General features: G+C 72.7%; 16 protein-coding genes and 1 pseudogene. 10 read left to right on the forward strand and 7 right to left on the reverse strand.

Annotated elements, in window-relative coordinates:
• Nucleotides 1-228: 228 nt before the first annotated feature.
• A complete protein-coding gene (locus tag V7E46_RS24740) occupies nt 229-450 on the forward strand; it encodes a DUF2277 family protein (protein WP_333770473.1) in 222 nt (73 codons plus the stop codon).
• A 117-nt stretch (nt 451-567) separates the two neighbouring features.
• Here V7E46_RS24740 and V7E46_RS24745 read toward each other — a convergent pair.
• From V7E46_RS24745 to V7E46_RS24755, 3 genes and pseudogenes are all read right to left on the reverse strand, one after another.
• A pseudogene (locus V7E46_RS24745) lies at nt 568-812 on the reverse strand (LysE family transporter); the annotation flags it as partial.
• Nucleotides 813-901: 89 nt separating this feature from the next.
• Nucleotides 902-1,912: an aldo/keto reductase gene (locus V7E46_RS24750; protein WP_333770474.1), complete on the reverse strand. Its 1,011-nt coding sequence runs from the start codon at nt 1,910-1,912 to the stop codon at nt 902-904.
• 42 nt (nt 1,913-1,954) lie between these two features.
• Nucleotides 1,955-2,344, reverse strand: coding sequence for a winged helix-turn-helix transcriptional regulator (locus V7E46_RS24755; RefSeq protein WP_333770475.1), 390 nt, complete (start codon nt 2,342-2,344; stop codon nt 1,955-1,957).
• A 95-nt stretch (nt 2,345-2,439) separates the two neighbouring features.
• Between V7E46_RS24755 and V7E46_RS24760 the strand changes: the two genes are divergently transcribed.
• A complete protein-coding gene (locus tag V7E46_RS24760) occupies nt 2,440-3,108 on the forward strand; it encodes an NAD(P)-dependent oxidoreductase (RefSeq protein ID WP_333770476.1) in 669 nt (222 codons plus the stop codon).
• 277 nt (nt 3,109-3,385) lie between these two features.
• Here the strand turns inward: V7E46_RS24760 and V7E46_RS24765 are convergent, their stop codons facing one another.
• Entirely contained in the window at nt 3,386-3,739 is a 354-nt protein-coding gene (locus V7E46_RS24765; protein ID WP_333770477.1) for a hypothetical protein, read from the reverse strand.
• 341 nt (nt 3,740-4,080) lie between these two features.
• Here V7E46_RS24765 and kdpF point away from each other — a divergent pair, with 341 nt between their 5' ends.
• From kdpF to V7E46_RS24795, 6 genes are all read left to right on the forward strand, one after another.
• Nucleotides 4,081-4,170: a K(+)-transporting ATPase subunit F gene (gene kdpF / locus V7E46_RS24770; RefSeq protein WP_329176651.1), complete on the forward strand. Its 90-nt coding sequence runs from the start codon at nt 4,081-4,083 to the stop codon at nt 4,168-4,170.
• The gene (kdpA, locus tag V7E46_RS24775; protein ID WP_333770478.1) at nt 4,170-5,834 is read left to right on the forward strand and encodes a potassium-transporting ATPase subunit KdpA; all 1,665 of its coding nucleotides are present in this window, start codon (nt 4,170-4,172) and stop codon (nt 5,832-5,834) included. Before kdpF ends, kdpA begins: the two co-directional genes overlap by 1 nt.
• Nucleotides 5,834-7,972 carry a potassium-transporting ATPase subunit KdpB gene (kdpB, locus tag V7E46_RS24780; protein WP_333770479.1) on the forward strand — a complete coding sequence of 713 codons (2,139 nt, stop codon included), beginning with the start codon at nt 5,834-5,836 and terminating at the stop codon, nt 7,970-7,972. The genes kdpA and kdpB overlap by 1 nt, the downstream gene beginning before the upstream one ends.
• Nucleotides 7,973-8,008: 36 nt before the next feature.
• Nucleotides 8,009-8,641 (forward strand): potassium-transporting ATPase subunit KdpC, encoded by a 633-nt coding sequence (gene kdpC / locus V7E46_RS24785; RefSeq protein ID WP_333770480.1) that lies wholly within the window; start codon nt 8,009-8,011, stop codon nt 8,639-8,641.
• Between the two features lie 80 nt (nt 8,642-8,721).
• Nucleotides 8,722-9,705 carry an aldo/keto reductase gene (locus V7E46_RS24790; RefSeq protein ID WP_329176646.1) on the forward strand — a complete coding sequence of 328 codons (984 nt, stop codon included), beginning with the start codon at nt 8,722-8,724 and terminating at the stop codon, nt 9,703-9,705.
• Between the two features lie 21 nt (nt 9,706-9,726).
• Nucleotides 9,727-10,179 carry a type II toxin-antitoxin system PemK/MazF family toxin gene (locus V7E46_RS24795; protein WP_333770481.1) on the forward strand — a complete coding sequence of 151 codons (453 nt, stop codon included), beginning with the start codon at nt 9,727-9,729 and terminating at the stop codon, nt 10,177-10,179.
• Between the two features lie 71 nt (nt 10,180-10,250).
• Here the strand turns inward: V7E46_RS24795 and V7E46_RS24800 are convergent, their stop codons facing one another.
• Together V7E46_RS24800 and V7E46_RS24805 are read right to left on the reverse strand one after the other, a co-directional pair.
• Entirely contained in the window at nt 10,251-12,221 is a 1,971-nt protein-coding gene (locus tag V7E46_RS24800; protein ID WP_333770482.1) for an APC family permease, read from the reverse strand.
• A gap of 286 nt (nt 12,222-12,507) precedes the next feature.
• The gene (locus V7E46_RS24805; RefSeq protein ID WP_333770483.1) at nt 12,508-13,167 is read right to left on the reverse strand and encodes a hypothetical protein; all 660 of its coding nucleotides are present in this window, start codon (nt 13,165-13,167) and stop codon (nt 12,508-12,510) included.
• Between the two features lie 489 nt (nt 13,168-13,656).
• Between V7E46_RS24805 and V7E46_RS24810 the strand changes: the two genes are divergently transcribed.
• Nucleotides 13,657-14,541 (forward strand): aldo/keto reductase, encoded by an 885-nt coding sequence (locus tag V7E46_RS24810; protein WP_329176640.1) that lies wholly within the window; start codon nt 13,657-13,659, stop codon nt 14,539-14,541.
• 399 nt (nt 14,542-14,940) lie between these two features.
• Here the strand turns inward: V7E46_RS24810 and V7E46_RS24815 are convergent, their stop codons facing one another.
• Nucleotides 14,941-16,800, reverse strand: coding sequence for a beta-N-acetylhexosaminidase family protein (locus tag V7E46_RS24815; protein WP_333770484.1), 1,860 nt, complete (start codon nt 16,798-16,800; stop codon nt 14,941-14,943).
• A gap of 329 nt (nt 16,801-17,129) precedes the next feature.
• On the opposite strand from V7E46_RS24815, the gene V7E46_RS24820 reads away from it, so the two are divergent.
• The coding region (locus V7E46_RS24820) for a hypothetical protein (RefSeq protein WP_333770485.1) at nt 17,130-17,793 on the forward strand (664 nt) is incomplete at its 3' end.

Below are 17,793 nucleotides of genomic sequence, written 5' to 3' on the forward strand. Positions count from 1 at the left end.
CGGGCCGGTTTTAAGTTTGGGGGTTCGGGCGCCCCCGGCGGGCGCGGTGTGGGGGGACTGGTGCACGTGCGTCTCCGTTTCCGGCCGCGGTGGGGCGGCCAACTTCGGGGGCTGGCTGTGCAGTTAGGAAAGGTTCCTAACCAATGGAAGGCATTGAAGCACCGGGGCGGCTGTGAGCCAAGAGTCTGGAGCGGACCGGTTGTCGTACCCGCGCGCCACACTGGAAGCATGTGCCGAAGCATCAAGACCCTGCGCCCCCCGATGACCCCCGAGGTACACGACGAGGACATCCGGGCCGCCGCGCTCCAGTACGTCCGCAAGATCTCCGGCTTCCGCGCGCCCGCGGCCCACAACCGCGAGGCCTTCGACGCGGCCGTGGACGCGGTCGCCGCGGCCACCGGCGCCCTGCTGGCCGACCTCACGGTCCGCGGCACGCCCGCGGCGCACTGACCCCGCCCCCGCCGGTGGCGGTCAGCTCTCGACGGCCATCCTGGCCCCGGGCGCCCCGGGCGGCAGCAGTACGCCGCCGGAGACCTGTTCGAGCCGCCCGCGGACGGCCGCCCGCGAGACGACGTGCGTCACCGCGCCGATGATCCGCATGGCGTGTGGGCGAGCTGCGACGCGGCGAGCAGCGCGGTGAGCCCGAGCGCGGCGACCGCGCCCCGCACGAGGACGCCGGTCTCGTCGCCCAGCACGGTGAGGAATCCGGCCCGCCTGCCGCGCGGCGGCTGCCTGATGCTCGGCATGGTGCTCGGACCCGGCGACGCCGCTATGAGGAGGCAGGCGCCGAGGAAGGCGGGCAGGCGTCTCAGCGTGCCCGTACGGTACGGGGCCGCCCGGCGGCGCCGCGCCCGGCCAAGCACGGCCCGGCAGGGGCGTCCCGTACCGCCGGAACGGGCCGCTACCAGGCGAAGGCCTCAGGGGACGGGCCGGGCGACGGGAAGATCTCGTCCAGGGCGGCCAGGACACCGCCCGACAGGTCGAGGTCCAGCGCACGCAGCGCCGAGGCAAGATGCGCCGGGGTGCGCGGGCCGACGATCGGGCCGGTGACGGCGGGGCGGGTCAGCAGCCAGGCCAGGGCGACCTCGCCGGGCTCCAGGCCGTGCTTGTCGCACAGGTCCTCGTACGCCTGGACCCGCGCGCGGACCGCCGGATCGGCCAGGCCCGCCGCCGAGCGGCCGACCGACGACCGCGAGCCGCCGCCCTCGCGCTCCTTGCGCAGCGCCCCGCCCAGCAGGCCCTGGTTGAGCGGTGACCACGGGATGACGCCGAGGCCGTACGACTGCGCGGCCGGGACGACGTCCATCTCGGCGGTGCGCTGCGCGAGGTTGTAGAAGCACTGCTCGCTGACCAGCCCGAGCGAGCCGCGCCGCCTCGCGGCCTCGTTGGCCTGGGCGATGTGCCAGCCGGCGAAGTTGCTGGACCCCGCGTAGAGGATCTTGCCCTGGGCGATCAGGACGTCGATGGCCTGCCAGATCTCGTCCCAGGGGGTGGCCCGGTCGATGTGGTGGAACTGGTAGACGTCGATGTGGTCGGTGCCCAGCCGCCGCAGGCTGGCCTCGACCTCGCGCCGGATGTTCAGCGCCGACAGGTGGTCGTGGTTGGGCCAGGACTGCTGCTGCCAGGGCGTGCCGTCGTTGCTCATGTTGCCGTAGAGCTTGGTGGCCAGGACGACCTTGTCGCGCCGCCCGCCGCCCTGGGCGAACCAGCCGCCGAGGATCTCCTCGGTGAGCCCCTTGTGCCCGTCGACGCCGTAGATGTTGGCGGTGTCGAAGAAGTTCACGCCCGCGTCCAGGGCGGTGTCCATGATCGCGTGCGCGGTGGCCTCGTCGGTCTCCGAGCCGAAGTTCATCGTCCCGAGCACCAGGCGGCCGACCTTGAGCCCGGTACGGCCCAGCTGCGTGTATCTCATAGCGGCCCACCCAACACCCTGGAGTGCGCTCGATGGCAAGGCCTAGACAGGCGCCGGGCGCCCGTCGTCCGGGACGCCGCCCGAGGCGCGGGCTTCGAGCAGCGCGGGCAGGTGCTCCCTGCTCCACGTCCGCGCGGCGGCGATCAGCGGGAAGAGGCTGCGCCCCAGCGGCGTCAGCGCGTACTCGACCCGGGGCGGGTTCTCGTCGTAGGCGGTACGCGTCACCAGGCCGTCGCGCTCCATGGCCCGCAGCGTCTGGGTGAGCACCTTCGGGGTGATCCCGCGCAGCGGCACCCGCAGTTCGGTGAACCTGCGCGGACCCTGGTCCAGGCACAGTACGACCATGCCCGTCCACTTGTCGCCGATCCGGACCGGCAGGGCGCTGGACGGGCAGATGGGGTCGAACATGTCGGGGTCCAGCGGCTCGGGCATGGGCCGAGGGTAGCGCCGGTATCGTTGAGGTAACCAGTATCCCGTGGATACCGTCCCTCTCCTGCGGCGGGAGTCGCCGCCGGGAAGGGGCATCCATGGGCGGGATCGTAGTTTTCGGGGCCGGCGGCCGGGCGGGCCGGGCCGTCACCGCCGAGGCCCGCGCCCGCGGGCACGAGGTCACGGCGGTCGTCCGGGACACCGGCAGGCACGCCGGGATCACGGCGGACGGCGTCCAGCTCGCCGGCGGCGACATCACGGACCCCGCAGCGGTCGCCGCGGCCGGCCGCGGCCGGTTCGCCGCGGTGCACGCGGTCAGTCCCTTCACGGGTCCCGAGCAGGGCTTCGCCGACCTCGACCCGGACTTCTTCGTCAAGGCCGCGGACGCGCTGCTGCTGGGCCTCGCGGAGACGGGAGTGGCCCGGCTCGTCGTGGTCGGCCTGTTCGCGAACCTCAGGACCCGGGAGGGCGGGCTGGTGATGGACGACCCCGCGGCCTTCCCGCCGCGGATCCGGCCCTTCGCCGCCGCACACCAGGCGGGCCTCGACCGGCTCCGGGCGGCGCAGACGTCCGTCGACTGGCTCGTGCTGACCCCGCCGGCCCTGCTGGCCGCCGACGCCCCCAGGACGGGGCGCTACCGCATCGGGGGCGAGACCGTCCCGGACGCCGGGCCCGCGCATCTGTCGTACGCGGACCTGGCCGTGGCGGCACTGGACGAGATCGAGGCCCCGCGGCACCACCGCACCCGGGTGTCGGTCCTCGACTGAAGCGGCCGGGGGCCGCCTGGGCGGGTCGTGAGCGGGCGCCCCCTCGCAGGCGGGGGCCTCGGACGTCCGGGGCCTCGCACGTACGGGTTTTGAGCGGGGCGTCCTCTCGTACGCGTGGGCCTCGGACGTCCGAGGCCTCGCACCTGCGGGTTCTGAGCGGGCGCCCCCTCGGGCCGCACCGGGGCTCCGGACGCGCGCGGCCTGAGCGGGCCGGACCCCGGAAGCGCGGGTCGTGAGCCCGCGCTCTCGGACGCGCACCCCTCGAACGCGTACCGCCTCAGACCCGCGGCCGCGCGTACGGGTGCTGCGTCCGGTCGACCACGGAGACCAGCGCCACCCGCTGCCCCGGCGTCAGCTCTCCCGCGAGAGCGGACTCGCGGATGTGGGCGCGCAGCAGCAGGTCGTGGGAGGTCGGCATCGTCATGCCGGGGAGCGCGCGGATCAGGCCGGACACGCGGATGCCGGCCGCGTCGGCGTCCTCACCGGAGCCGGCCCGCCGCAGTACGCGGAAGAGGCCCGCCGGGCCCTCGGCCGCCACCTCGCTGAGCACCAGTGCCCGCCGGTGGTCGGCGTCGTCGTGGACCTCCAGCGGGTCCCGCACCGGTGCGTGCCGCGTCCCGAACCATGTCACCGTCGCACCCCTGTCCGCTTTGTCAGGCTTTCATGCCACGTTCGAGCGTACGCCCGCCGCGGACCGCCGCAAACCGTGCCGCCGGCCGCCGCGAACCCCGCTCCTGGGCCGCTGCAAACCGTCAAGAGCACGTCAATGGCGCCGCCCCCCGCGCCAGGGAAGCGTTAACGAACGCCGACCGCACGCGTGTCCGGGGTGACCGTATGGAGCGGGGTCGCAACGGCCCCGTCTCCGCTTGTCACCACCTGGGGTGTTCCGCTCATGTCCGATCTTGTCTTCATCGCTGTGACGATCGCGGTCTTCGCCGTGCTCGCGCTTGTCGCCAAGGGGGTCGAGAAGCTGTGAGCGCCGAGAACGCCGTCGGACTTGTCGTCGCCTGCTGCCTGCTGGGTTATCTCGTGCTCGCCCTGATCTTCCCGGAGAAGTTCTAGTGAACGACACTCTCGCGGGCTGGCTCCAGATCACCGTACTGATCGCGGCACTGGCGCTGACCTACCGCCCGCTGGGCGACTACCTGGCCCGGATCCTGGCCTCGGGCAAGCACATGGTGGTGGAGAAGGGCGTCTACCGGCTCGCCGGTGTCGACGCCGAGGCCGACCAGCGGTGGGGCGCGTACCTGCGCAGCGTGCTGGCCTTCTCCGCTGTCTCGGTGCTGTTCCTGTACGGCTTCCAGCGGCTGCAGAACCATCTGCTGCTGTCACTGGGCTTCGCGCCGGTCAAGGCCGACCAGGCGTTCAACACCGCGGCCTCCTTCGTGACCAACACCAACTGGCAGTCGTACAGCGGTGAGGTCACCATGGGCCACCTGGTCCAGATGGCCGGCCTCGCGGTGCAGAACTTCGTCTCGGCCGCGGTGGGCATCGCGGTGGTCGCGGCGCTGATCCGCGGCTTCACCCGCAAGCGCACCGACCGGATCGGCAACTTCTGGGTGGACCTGACCCGGGTCGTGGTGCGGCTGCTGGTGCCGATGGCGTTCGTCTTCGCGATCGTGCTGGTGGCGACCGGCGTGGTGCAGAACTTCCACGGCATCCACGAGGTCGGCACCCTGCTGGGCGACAAGCAGTCGCTGACCGGCGGCCCGGTCGCCTCGCAGGAGGCCATCAAGGAGCTGGGCACCAACGGCGGCGGCTTCTACAACGCCAACTCCGCCCACCCCTTCGAGAATCCCAACGGCATCTCCAACATCCTGGAGACCTACCTGCTGCTGGTGATCTCCTTCGCACTGCCGCGCACCTTCGGCAGGATGGTCGGCGACCACCGGCAGGGTTACGCGATCCTGGCCGTGATGGGCCTGATCTGGGCGGCGTCGGTGGCGGTCATCACCGTCAACGAGCTGCACAGCGTCAGCAGCGCCGCCGGCCACAGCGCGGGCGGGATGCTGGAGGGCAAGGAGCAGCGGTTCGGCGTCTGGGCCTCGGCCCTCTTCGCCGCGTCCACCACCTTGACCTCGACCGGCGCCGTGAACTCCTTCCACGACTCCTTCTCGCCCGGCGGCGGCGGGATGGCGATCTTCAACATGATGCTCGGCGAGATCGCGCCGGGCGGCACCGGCTCCGGCCTCTACGGCATCCTGGTCCTGGCGGTCATCGCGGTCTTCGTGGCCGGCCTGATGGTGGGCCGCACCCCCGAGTACCTGGGCAAGAAGCTCGGCGCCCGGGAGATGAAGTTCGCCTCCCTCTACATCCTGGCCACCCCCGCCGTCGTCCTGATCGGCACCGGCACCGCGATGTCCCTCAAGGGCGAGCGCGCCTCGATGCTCAACTCGGGCCCGCACGGCTTCTCCGAGGTGCTGTACGCCTTCACCTCCGCCGCCAACAACAACGGCTCGGCCTTCGCCGGCATCGGCGTCAACACCCACTGGTACAACACCGCGCTGGGCCTGGCGATGCTCCTCGGCCGCTTCCTCCCGATGATCTTCGTCCTGGCGCTGGCCGGCTCGCTCGCCAGGCAGCAGCCCGTCCCGGTCACCGCAGGCACCCTGCCCACCCACCGGCCGCAGTTCGTCGGCCTGCTCGCCGGCGTCATCGTGATCGTCGTCGGCCTCACCTACTTCCCCGCGCTCGCGCTGGGTCCGCTCGCGGAAGGTCTGCACTGATGTCCCTGACCACCGACCGGCCGCAGCCGGTCCCGTCCGGCGGCGAGGCCGCCGCCCCCCAGGAAGCGCACCGGGTCTCCGGCGGGCTGCTCGACCCCCGGCAGCTGCTGGTGTCCATCCCCGACGCGGTGCGCAAGCTCGACCCGCGGGTCATGGCCAGGAACCCGGTCATGTTCGTTGTGGAGGCCGGCGCCGTGCTGACCACCGCGTCCGCGGTCAAGGATCCCGGCGTCTTCCCCTGGGTCATCACCGTGTGGCTGTGGCTGACCGTGGTCTTCGCCAACCTCGCGGAGGCCGTCGCCGAGGGCCGCGGCAAGGCGCAGGCCGAGACCCTGCGGAAGACCAGGACCGAGACGGTCGCCCGCCGGCTCACCGACTGGCGGCACGGCGACCGCGGCGGCGCGGAGGAGGAAGTGCCCGCGGCCGGGCTGCGGCTCGGCGACCACGTGGTGGTCGAGGCCGGGCAGATCATCCCGGGTGACGGCGACGTCGTCGAGGGCATCGCCTCGGTGGACGAGTCGGCGATCACCGGCGAGTCCGCGCCGGTCATCCGCGAGTCCGGCGGCGACCGCTCGGCCGTGACCGGCGGTACGAAGGTGCTGTCCGACCGGATCGTCGTGAAGATCACCTCCAAGCCCGGCGAGACCTTCATCGACCGGATGATCGCCCTGGTCGAGGGCGCGTCCCGGCAGAAGACGCCCAACGAGATCGCGCTGAACATCCTGCTGGCCTCGCTGACCGTGGTCTTCCTGCTGGCCGTGGTCACCCTCCAGCCGATGGCGGTCTTCGCCGGGGCCGAGCAGTCCCTCGTGGTGCTGGTCGCCCTGGTGGTGGCGCTGATACCGACCACGATCGGCGCGCTGCTGTCCGCGATCGGCATCGCGGGCATGGACCGGCTGGTGCAGCGCAACGTACTGGCCATGTCGGGCCGCGCGGTCGAGGCGGCGGGCGACGTCAACACCCTGCTGCTGGACAAGACCGGCACCATCACCCTCGGCAACCGCCAGGCCGCCGAGTTCCTGCCGGTCGGAGGAACCTCCACCGACGAGCTGGCGGACGCCGCCCAGCTGTCGTCGCTGTCCGACGAGACCCCCGAGGGCCGCTCCATCGTGGTGCTCGCCAAGGAGAAGTACGGACTGCGCGGCCGTGAGGTGGGCGGCCAGGCCGAGTTCGTGCCCTTCACCGCGCAGAGCCGGATGAGCGGGGTGAATCTGGCCGAGGACGGAGACCGGCGGGAGCTGCGCAAAGGCGCCGCCTCCGCGGTCATGCACTGGATCAGGGACAACGGCGGCCACCCCACCGAGGAGGTCGGCCCGATGGCCGACGCCATCGCCGCCGGCGGCGGCACCCCGCTGGTGGTCGGCGAGGTCGTGCACCGCGACGGCGCCGCCACCGCGACGGTGCTGGGCGTCATCCACCTCAAGGACGTCGTCAAGCCCGGCATGCGGGAACGCTTCGACGAGCTGCGCCGGATGGGCATCCGCACGGTGATGATCACCGGTGACAACCCGCTGACCGCCAAGGCCATCGCGGAGGAGGCCGGCGTGGACGACTTCCTCGCCGAGGCCACCCCCGAGGACAAGATGGCGCTGATCAAGCGGGAGCAGGCCGGCGGCAAGCTGGTCGCGATGACCGGCGACGGTACGAACGACGCCCCCGCGCTGGCGCAGGCGGACGTCGGCGTGGCCATGAACACCGGCACCTCGGCCGCCAAGGAGGCCGGGAACATGGTGGACCTGGACTCCAACCCCACCAAGCTGATCGAGATCGTCGAGATCGGCAAGCAGCTGCTCATCACCCGGGGCGCGCTGACAACCTTCTCGATCGCCAACGACGTCGCCAAATACTTCGCGATCATCCCCGCGATGTTCGCGATCGCCTACCCGGGCCTGGACAAGCTCAACATCATGGGCCTGCACAGCCCGACCTCGGCCATCGCCTCCGCGATCATCTTCAACGCGCTGATCATCATCGTGCTGATCCCGCTGGCGCTGCGCGGGGTGCGCTACCGGCCCTCGTCGGCGGGGGCGCTGCTGGGCCGCAACCTCCGTGTCTACGGCATCGGCGGGCTGGTCCTGCCCTTCGTCGGCATCAAACTCATCGACCTGATCATCCAGTTCGTCCCCGGACTGCGCTGACCCGGCGGAACCGACCCACGAAAGAAGGTGTTCGACATGGCCGACTACTTCCCCCCGGCCGTCCGCCGTCATCTGTCGGCGCTGCGGATGCTGCTGGTGCTCACCGTGATCACCGGCGTGCTCTACCCGCTGGCCGTCACCGGTGTCGCCCAGGCGGCCTTCCACCACCAGGCCAACGGCTCGGTGGCCACCCAGAACGGCAAGGCCGTGGGCTCCAGCCTGCTGGGCCAGGACTTCGACCTGCCCAAGAAGAACCCGGCCGACGCCGACGAGGCCGCCAGGCCCGACCCGGAGTATTTCCAGCCGCGCCCCTCTGCGGGCTCCTACGACCCGCTGGCCTCGGGCGCCTCCAACCTCGGGCCGAACAGCCCCGACCTGGTCAAGGCGATCGAGCAGCGCCGCAAGGACGTCGCCGCCTTCGACGGGGTCGCCCCGCGGGACGTGCCCGCCGACGCCCTGACCGCGTCCGGCTCCGGGCTCGACCCGGACATCTCCCCGGCCTACGCCTACGAGCAGGCCGACCGGGTCGCCACGGCCCGCGGCCTGTCCCCGGCGCGGGTCCGCCAGCTGGTCGCCGACCACGTCCACGGCCGCGACCTGGGCTTCCTGGGAGAGCCCCGGGTCAACGTCCTGGACCTGAACAGGGCGCTGAACGGGCTGTCCGGCTGAGGCCGCGCGCCGCAGGTCCGGTCCCCGCACGGGGGACCGGACCTGCGGCCTTCCCGCGGGGGCGACGTAGCATCGCTCCCATGGAACAGCGTGTACTGGGCAGGACCGGCCGGCCGGTGTCCGTCGTCGGTCTCGGCACATGGCAGCTCGGCTCCGACTGGGGCGATGTGAAGGAGGCCGACGCGATCGCGGTGCTGGACGCCGCCGTCGAGTCGGGGGTCACCTTCTTCGACACCGCGGACGTCTACGGCGACGGCCGCAGCGAGCAGCTGATCGGCCGCTACCTCAAGGACCGGCCGGACGCCGGGATCCTCGTCGCCACCAAGATGGGCCGCCGCGCCGAGCAGCGCCCCGAGAACTACACCCTCGACAACTTCCGCGCCTGGAACGACCGTTCCCGCGCCAACCTCGGCGTCGACACCCTCGACCTGGTGCAGCTGCACTGCCCGCCCACCGCCGTCTACGACTCCGACGCGCTCTACGACGCGCTCGACACCCTGGTCGGCGAGCAGCGGATCGCCGCCTACGCCGTCAGCGTCGAGACCTGCGACGAGGCGCTGGCGGCCATCGCGCGGCCCGGTGTGGCGAGCGTGCAGATCATCCTCAACCCCTTCCGGCTCAAGCCGCTGGAGCGGGTGCTGCCGGCCGCCGCGCGGGCCGGCGTCGGCGTCATCGCCCGGGTGCCGCTGGCGTCCGGGCTGCTCAGCGGCAAATACACCCGGGACACCGTCTTCGCCGCCGACGACCACCGCGCGTACAACCGGCACGGCGAGGCCTTCGACCAGGGCGAGACCTTCTCCGGCGTCGACTACGGGACCGGTCTTGAGGCCGCGGTGGAATTCGCCGCCCTCGCCCCGGAGGGCGCCACCGCCGCGCAGACCGCGCTGCGCTGGATCATCCAGCAGCCCGGCGTGACCTCTGTGATCCCCGGCGCGCGTTCGGTCGAGCAGGCCAGGGCCAACGCCGCCGCCGCGGACCTGCCCGCCCTGCCGCCCGAGGTGCTCAGCGGCGTACGCGACCTGTACGACCGGCGGATCAGGGCACAGGTGCACCAGCGCTGGTGAGCGCCCGATAGCGTCGGGGCCGTGACGACCTCTACCGACAGCCACCCCGACTTCCCCGGCGCCGCAGGCCCCTACGCCACCACCGAGGCCGACCCGAACGAGGTGGGCCGGGTGCGTACCGACTACGCCCCGGCCCACGACGGCGACCCCGACCCCGGCGAGATCGTCTGGACCTGGGTGCCCTTCGAGGAGAACGACGGCCGGGGCAAGGACCGCCCGGTCCTGGTGGTGGCCCGCGAGGCGGGCGGCACGCTGCTGGCCGTCCAGCTCTCCAGCAAGCGCCACGACCACGACCGCGAGTGGGTCGCGATCGGCGCCGGCCCCTGGGACCGCGAGGGCCGCGACTCCTGGGTCGACGTCGACCGTGTCCTGCGCCTGCACGAGCAGGGCATGCGCCGCGAGGCCTGCGCCCTGGACCGGGGCCGCTTCAACCTGGTGGTCAACCGGCTCAAGGAGCTGTACGGCTGGCGCTGAGCCCACTGAGGCCCGCGGGGGCCGCCTGAGCCGGGCCGCGCAGGCCCTGGACGGCGCCCGCGAGGCCGGCGTCAGCCGACGTGCACCCGGGGGCGCCGGGCGCGGTCGGGTTCCGCCTCGCGCAGCACCTCCCGGGTGACCGGGGCGACCTCGCCGTGGCCGAAGAGGAAGAAGCGCAGGAAGTTCGCGTAGGGGCTGCCCTCGGTCCACTCGAAGTAGATGTGCGGCTTGCAGCCGGTGAGATCCCGTACGTGCAGCAGCAGCGCGGCCAGCGCGTTCGGCACCGACGAGCTCTCCAGAGACAGCACCCGGTAGCGCCCGTGCAGCACATTGCCGTGCACGGTCAGCGCCGACTCGAATTCCGACGCGTCCAGCACGGTGACCTCCACCAGGACCAGGTCGTCCTCCGGCGGGATGTCGTTGTCCAGCCTGATCTGGTGCAGCTTGTCGCGGTATTCGGCGGCGTCCCGCAGCCCCGGCTCGTTGGCGACGAAACGGACCCTGCGGGTGGCGATGTCCCGCACGAACCGCTCGGCCATCGGGTCCAGCCGCACGCTGGTGACCCGCAGTTCGAAGGCGCGGGCCAGCCGGGACAGGAACGACACCAGCATGATGCCCGCGATGAAGCAGGCACCGATCTTCACCCCGTCCGGCCGCTCCAGCACATTGACCACGGTCGTGTAGAGGAAGACCACAGCGATCACGCCGAAGCAGATCGTCCACCGCCGCTGCCTGGCCTTGCGGGCCGCGATGGTCACCGCGATGGCCGCCGACGACATCAGCACCAGCACACCGGTGGCGTACGCGCCGCCCTGCTTGTCGACGTTCGCGTCGAAGAGCCAGGTCACAAGGAAGGCGACCAGCGTGAAGACCAGCACCATCGGGCGCACCGCCCCCGCCCAGTGCGGCGCCATGCCGTAGCGCGGCAGATAGCGCGGCATCAGGTTGAGCAGGCCCGCCATCGCCGAGGCGCCCGCGAACCACAGGATGGCGATGGTGGAGAAGTCGTAGACCGTACCGAAGGCCGAGCCCAGGTACTCGTGCGCGAGGAACGCCAGCGCGCGGCCGTTGGCGGGGCCGCCCGTCTCGAAGTCCTGCTTGGGGATCAGCACGGTGGTGATGAAGCTGGTCGCGATGAGGAAGACGCTCATGATCAGCGCGGCGGTCGTCAGCAGCTTCTTGGTGTCGCGGATACGCCCGGCCGGCTGGTCCTCGGTGTCGCCGGGATCGCCCTTGACGTGCGGCATCACCGCGACACCGGTCTCGAACCCCGACATGCCCAGCGCGAGCTTGGGGAAGATCAGCAGCGAGACGCCGATCATCACGAAGACATTGCCGCGCTCCGCGGTCAGCCCGTGCGTCCAGTCGGTCACCAGGTGCGCGGCGGTCAGTACGTGCCACAGCCCGTCCACCACCACGACCACGTTCAGCGCCAGATAGATCCCGACCAGGACCACGGCCACCCCGATGGCCTCCAGGAAGCCCTTGAGGAAGACCGCGCCCAGCAGGGCGATCAGGATCAGCGTGATGACCAGCTGGTGGCTGCCCAGGCTGGCGGTGAAGTGCGGATTCTCCACCAGGTGGGTGGACGCGTCCGCCGCCGAGAGGGTGATGGTGATCAGGAAGTCGGTGGCCGCGAAGCCGAGCAGGGCCAGCACGAACAGCTTGCCCTGCCAGAACGACAGCAGCCGCTCCAGCATCGAGACGGACCCCGCGCCGTGCGGGCTCTCCTCGGCCACCCTGCGGTAGACCGGCAGCGCGCCCGCGAGCGTCACGATCACCAGCACCACGGTCGCGATCGGCGAGAGCAGCCCGGCCGCGAGCGCGGCGATGCCCGGCTGGTAGCCCAGCGTCGAGAAGTAGTCCACACCGGTCAGGCACATCACCCGCCACCAGCGCTGGCCCTGGTGCACGACAGGGCCCTCTCCCGCCCCGCGCCCCTCGTCGCCCGGCTGCTGGTGCTGGTGCTTGGCCATGTCGGAGAGGCCTTCGAGCAGCCAGGCGCGCAACCGCCTGCGGTCCGCCGGGACGGTGGTGGCCATGGCCGTGCTCCTGTCGTGCGGCGCCGTCGCCGGGCGACAGGGCGTGGTGAGGCAGGCCACCGGGGGAGGGATGGCCTGGTCAGCGTACGCAATCGGGTCGCCGTCGACCGTGCGCGCCACCGCGCCCGCGCGGCCCCGTCGGGGGGCCGCGCACGGTCAGGTGCGGGAGCCTCGGTCAGCGTGCGGCGCCCGGGTCGTCCGCGGGGCGCCGCACGGCTTTTCCATACGTGTTCTTAACGCCGGCGGCGCCCTCTTGACGCCGTCCGGTCTTCCCCTCGGCCCCAGGTCATGCCTCGGCGCCGGGCCTGTCGTCCTCGGCCGTGTCCCTGGCCGCGGCTTCGGCGTCCTTGGCGTCGGAATCGGCGTCCTTCACCGTCTCGGGCCCCGCCGGCTCGTCCGCTGCGGTCGCGGTCTCGTCGGCCGCCGCTGCGGCCGCCGGCTCCTCGGGGTCCTCGTCCTTCGCCTTCGGGGCGTCGGGGTCCTCGAAGTGCGTGTCGAGCACGGCGTCGAGTTCGGCCGTCCAGGTCTTCAGCAGGCTCCGGGACTTCGCCTCGACGTGCGCCTCGAACCAGCGGCGCGGACCGGTGTAGACGGTCACGGCGAAGCGCTTGCTGAAGCGCGGCGTGTCGATCTCGACCGCGCCGATCTCGTCCCAGGTGAAGTCCGCCTCTTCGTCGTCCAGGCGGAAGATGATGCCGACCCGGTCGGCGAGGATCGTCGCGCGGCGGTCGGAGACCTCGAAGAGCGGGTCGCCCCGGTCCTCGTCCTCTTCCGCGGCGTCCTCTTCCTCCACCGCCTGCGCCGCTTCCGGGCGCGGCTCGTCCACGGCGGTGTCGGCGACGGCCTCCGCTTCGTCCGGTGCGGCGTCCTCGGGCGGGGCGTCCTCGGCCGGGTCGGAGGCATTCACCTCGTCCGCGGCAGGACGCGGGGGCAGGAGACCTGGCACGAATGCCGGATCGGTCCCTGCGGGGTGTATCGCCGGTGTGATCGAACCTGTGCGCTGCTCCACGGCGGGCAGTATTGCGGATAAACCTGTGCTGTCAATAGTCGGTGCCGTCCTGCGCCGTGCCGCCGCCCGCGCTCACCGTCGTGTGACGACGGGCCGCAGGCCCGCAGGGGCGCGGGGAACGGCGCGCTCAGCCCCCTCCGGGGCGCGGGTCGCCACCGACCTGGAGGGGCTGTTCGGTGCGCTCCGGACCACCGGCCGGTGGTCGGCTGGGCGCGCAGTTCCCCGCGCCCCCGGTGGGCACCCCCTTGCCGAAGGGGAGCCGCACACCCCCGACCCGGGGGAAGCGTGCCCGCCGGCGTGGTCGGCACTCCCCGAGCCCGCGCCGGCGGAGGGGCATCCCACTGCTCAAGGGTGAGCGGAAATACAGGTCCGCGCCGGAGGCGTTGGGCGGGGGACAACACAAACGTCGCTTTGAGGGAGTCCCCCATGTCCGACCTCACCGCACAACCCGCCGCGGCAGCGGCCCTGGCGTCAGGGAGCTTCCTGCTCGGCGGGGACCTGCCCGTCACCCGGCTCGGGTACGGGACCATGCAGTTGACCGGCCCCGGCGTCTGGGGGGACCCGGCCGATCCGGACGAGGCCGTACGGGTGCTGCGCCGCACCGCGGAGCTCGGCATCAACTTCATCGACACCGCCGACGCCTACGGCCCCTTCACCGCCGACCTCCTCCTGCACAAGGCCCTGCACCCCTACGCCGACGACTTGGTCATCGCCACCAAGGCCGGCTTCACCCGCCCCGCCCCGGGGCAGTGGGTGGCGGTCGGGCGGCCCGAGTATCTGCGGCAGCAGGTCGAGCTGAGCCTGCGGCACCTCGGCGTCGAGCGGATCGACCTGCTCCAGCTGCACCGCATCGACCCGAAGGTGCCGGTCGCCGAGCAGATCGGCGAGCTGGCCGCGCTCCAGGGCGAGGGCAAGATCCGGCACATCGGTCTGAGCGAGGTGACCGTCGCCGAGATCGAGGAGGCCGGCGCCACCGCGACCATCGCCTCGGTGCAGAACCGCTTCAACCTCGCCGACCGCGCCTCGGAGGCCGTCCTCGATTACGCCGAGGCGCACGGCATCGCCTTCATCCCGTGGTTCCCGCTGGCCACCGGCGCCCTGGCCGGCAAGGACAGCCCGCTGACCCGGATCGCGGCGGACCGCGGCGCGGCGCCCTCCCAACTGGCCCTGGCCTGGCTGCTGCGCCGCTCCCCCGTCGTCCTCCCGATCCCGGGCACGTCCTCGGTGGCCCACCTGGAGGAGAACACCGCAGCCGCGGGCATCGTCCTCACCGACGAGGAGTTCGAGGCCCTGGAACACGCCGCCGCCTAGCCGATTCCCCCGGGCGGAAGAGGCGTGCCCCAGCGGGGCGCGGGCGAACTGCGCGCTCAGCCGGGACGGCGGATCAGGCGGCAGCGCACCGCACGTGGCACCCCCCTACGGCCGTGAGGAACTCCGCGGCGGACCCCCACGCGGCCTCCCCGCCCGGCGGTCCGTCGTGGCCGGTCGCGCGGTTCCCCGCGCCCCTAAGGTGCACGTCTCCTCTGCCGCAGAGGTCACGGTCCAGGGGCGCGGGGAACCGCGCGACAAGCCACGAAGCCGCCGCAGGCGACAGGCCACCGCAAGCGGCAACCCCTCGGGGGCGCGGGCAACCACGATGGCGCCGCAGGCGAGCACGTACCGCATGAGCACCCCGCAGGGAGCGGCACCCCCCGGGAGGGGACCCGGGGGTCAGGGCGAGGCGGCCAGTGGGAGGAGGACATGATCGGAGATGTGGAGCGGGACCGCGCGCCCGCGGAAGTCGTGAACCGTGCGACGGGTCACGCGCACCCGAGGCGACCCCGGGGAGAGGGCCGCGAGACAAGCACGCGCAGCCTCCGCCGCGGCCGAGAGCCACGGCCCGGCCCCGGGCAGAACCGCGCCGAGAGCCGCGGGCGCACCCGCGAGCAGATCCAGCCTGGCGCGCAGCGCCTGGGCGGCGCCGGCCCGCCCGTGCCGGTATGCGGCGATCAGCCCGGCCAGCCCCGGCGCCTCCGTCCCGTTGATCCGCGAGTCGTGGTTGACGTCCGCGAAGGCCCGCAGCGCGGCCAACTTCCCAGGATCGCCCCCCGCGAGAGCGGCAAGGCCCGCGTCCAGCGCCGCGGCCGGCCGGAAGCCGGCCGGATTCCAGCTGTAGGCCGCTGCCGAGAAGATCGCCGGGTCGGACGCGGCGGCCTGGTTCATCGGGTTGACCAGCAGCCCGGCCGCAGCCGCGGGAAGATCGGCGCTCCGCCCCTCGTAGGGGCCGAGCAGCAGATGCCCGGGGACGTAGTCGTTGACCGGGAAGTTGTCCCAGACCAGCACCGGGTGGCGGTAGAGACTGCGGGCCGACCGCACCTGCGCCCCGGTCACGGTCGGCGAGACGACCAGCGGGCCGGTCCACGCGACGGTCACCGCCGGGTCGAGCCGGTCGGCCAGCGCCGACTTGTAGGCGCTGGACCGCAGTTGGTCGTATTCCGTGGGGACCGTGAGCAGCGGCGCCGCCCCCTGGTGCGTAGCGGTGAAGTCGCGCTGCAACCGGTTGAGCAGGTCGGCCTGCGCGCGGCCGACCGCGCCGTGTCCGCTGCCGTAACGGGCCGTGTCCGCCGGGCAGTTCCAGTGCCCGATCTCGATGTCGTCCAGCGGGACGGCGAAGTCCCGTACCCCGAGGTCCCACAGCTGCTGGAATTTGGCCTCAAGGGCGGTCACATCCCGCGCCGAGGAGTAGCAGACGCTGGTGCCGGGCGAGAGCGCGTAGACGAAGGTGACGTGGTCGGCCCGCGCGCGGGCGGTGAGCCGGGCGAGCCCGGTGAGCCGGGCGGGCGGATAGGGGTCGCGCCAGCGGTCCCTGAGGTACGGGTCGGCCTTGGGGGTGTAGAGGTAGCTGTCCAGTTTGAAGCGGGCCTCGAAGTCGAGCTGCTCGAAGCGCTGCTGCTCGGACCAGGGCGTGCCGTAGAAGCCTTCGACGACGCCCCGCACGGCCGTCGCGGGCCGGTCGCGGACGGTGACCACGGGCAGGACGCGGGCGGCCGTCGCGGCACCGACCGGGCGGATCAGCTGGGCCAGGGTCTGGGCCGCGTAGAAGGCGCCGAGCGGGTCAGCGCCGGCCAGCACGGCCTGGGGCCGCCCGCCGGCCCGGCCGGTGGCGAGGACGTACCCGCCGGACGGCAGCCCCGCGGGTCCCGGGACGCCGAGCCCGGTCAGCGCGCCGCGGGAGCCGTCGGAGCTGACGGACACCAGCAGGTCGCCGGCCGCCGCCTCGCCGCCCTGCTCCACGCGGACCTGCCCGGCACTGGTCAGCGCGCGGGTGACCGTGTCCAGGGTGGGCCGGTCGGTGCTCGCGTCCGCCAGAAGCCGTACGGTCGCCGTGATCGGTACGGAGCCCGCGCGCGGGGTGACCTTCTCGGGCCGCGGCCACAGCGAGGGCACGGCGGGGGAGGCGGTCGGCGACGCGGACCCGGACCCGGAAGCAGGCGCCGACGCGGACGCCGCCGGGGCCGAAGTGCCGTCCCGGGAAGCGCCGTCGGCGATCAGCCGGGCCAGCAGCCAGACCACGGCTGCGGTGGCCAGCACGACCACCCACACTGACCGCGACCGTCCCGAGGCAGCCCTCATCCGCCCGCCCCTCGTCGCTCTCGCGTGCCTTGGCATGCCCCAACTCCCTTGGCGGGGACCGAGTATGACGGATCGTCGGCACCGCGCGGGTGAAAACGCCTATTCGGTGGTGCTGTTCGATCCAGGCGTCGTACGGTGCCGTGCACGGCGGGGCAAGGGGGGCGGATCGCACGAGGTGGTCCGCTGTGCGCCACGTGGCGTAGACCGCGGGTGTCGGCCGGGCTTATCCAGGTAACCGACGGGGTGCCCGCACACCCGGCCCCGCCCGGTTCGGGAGGAACGCGCACATGGTGTCGCTTGATCCGCACAACTACCTGCTCGTGATGCTGGACATCGAGGGTTTCAGCCTGCGGGCGGTCACCGACCAGGCCACGCTGCACACGGAGATGTACGAGGCGGCCGACTTCGCGCTGGGGCGGGCGGGGGTCGATCCGGCGGACCGGGCCGTCCAGGACCGGGGCGACGGGATGCTGATCCTGCTGCCCGCGACGCTCAGCCCGACCGTGCTGCTGCGCGAGCTGTCCCGCGGGCTCCAGGACGCGCTCGCGGACCACCACGCCAAATTCCGCGACGAGTTGCGGATGCGGCTGCGGGTCGGGCTGCACATGGGCCCGGTGATCAAGCACGGCGACCGCTGGACCAGCGGTGCCATCAACGACCTGGCCAGGCTGGTGGACGCCCAGCCGGTCAAGGACGTACTGGCGGCGGCGACCGGCGCGCACTTCGTCGTGGTGGTGTCGCCCGAACTGCACAGCTCGGTGGTCGTCGGGCGGCACCCGGGCATCGACCCGGCGGCGTACCTGCCGTTCGACTTCACCACCAAGCACCGGGAGCCGCGGCGCGGCTGGGTCACCGTACCCGGCTACCCGGCTCCTCCAGGACTCCCCCCAACATCGGGGGGGTCGCCCGCCGGCGCCGGGGCGCGCTCCGGCACGGGGGGCGGCACCGGGG

The organism is Streptomyces sp. IBSBF 2435, from assembly GCF_036815005.1.
Taxonomy (GTDB): domain Bacteria; phylum Actinomycetota; class Actinomycetes; order Streptomycetales; family Streptomycetaceae; genus Actinacidiphila.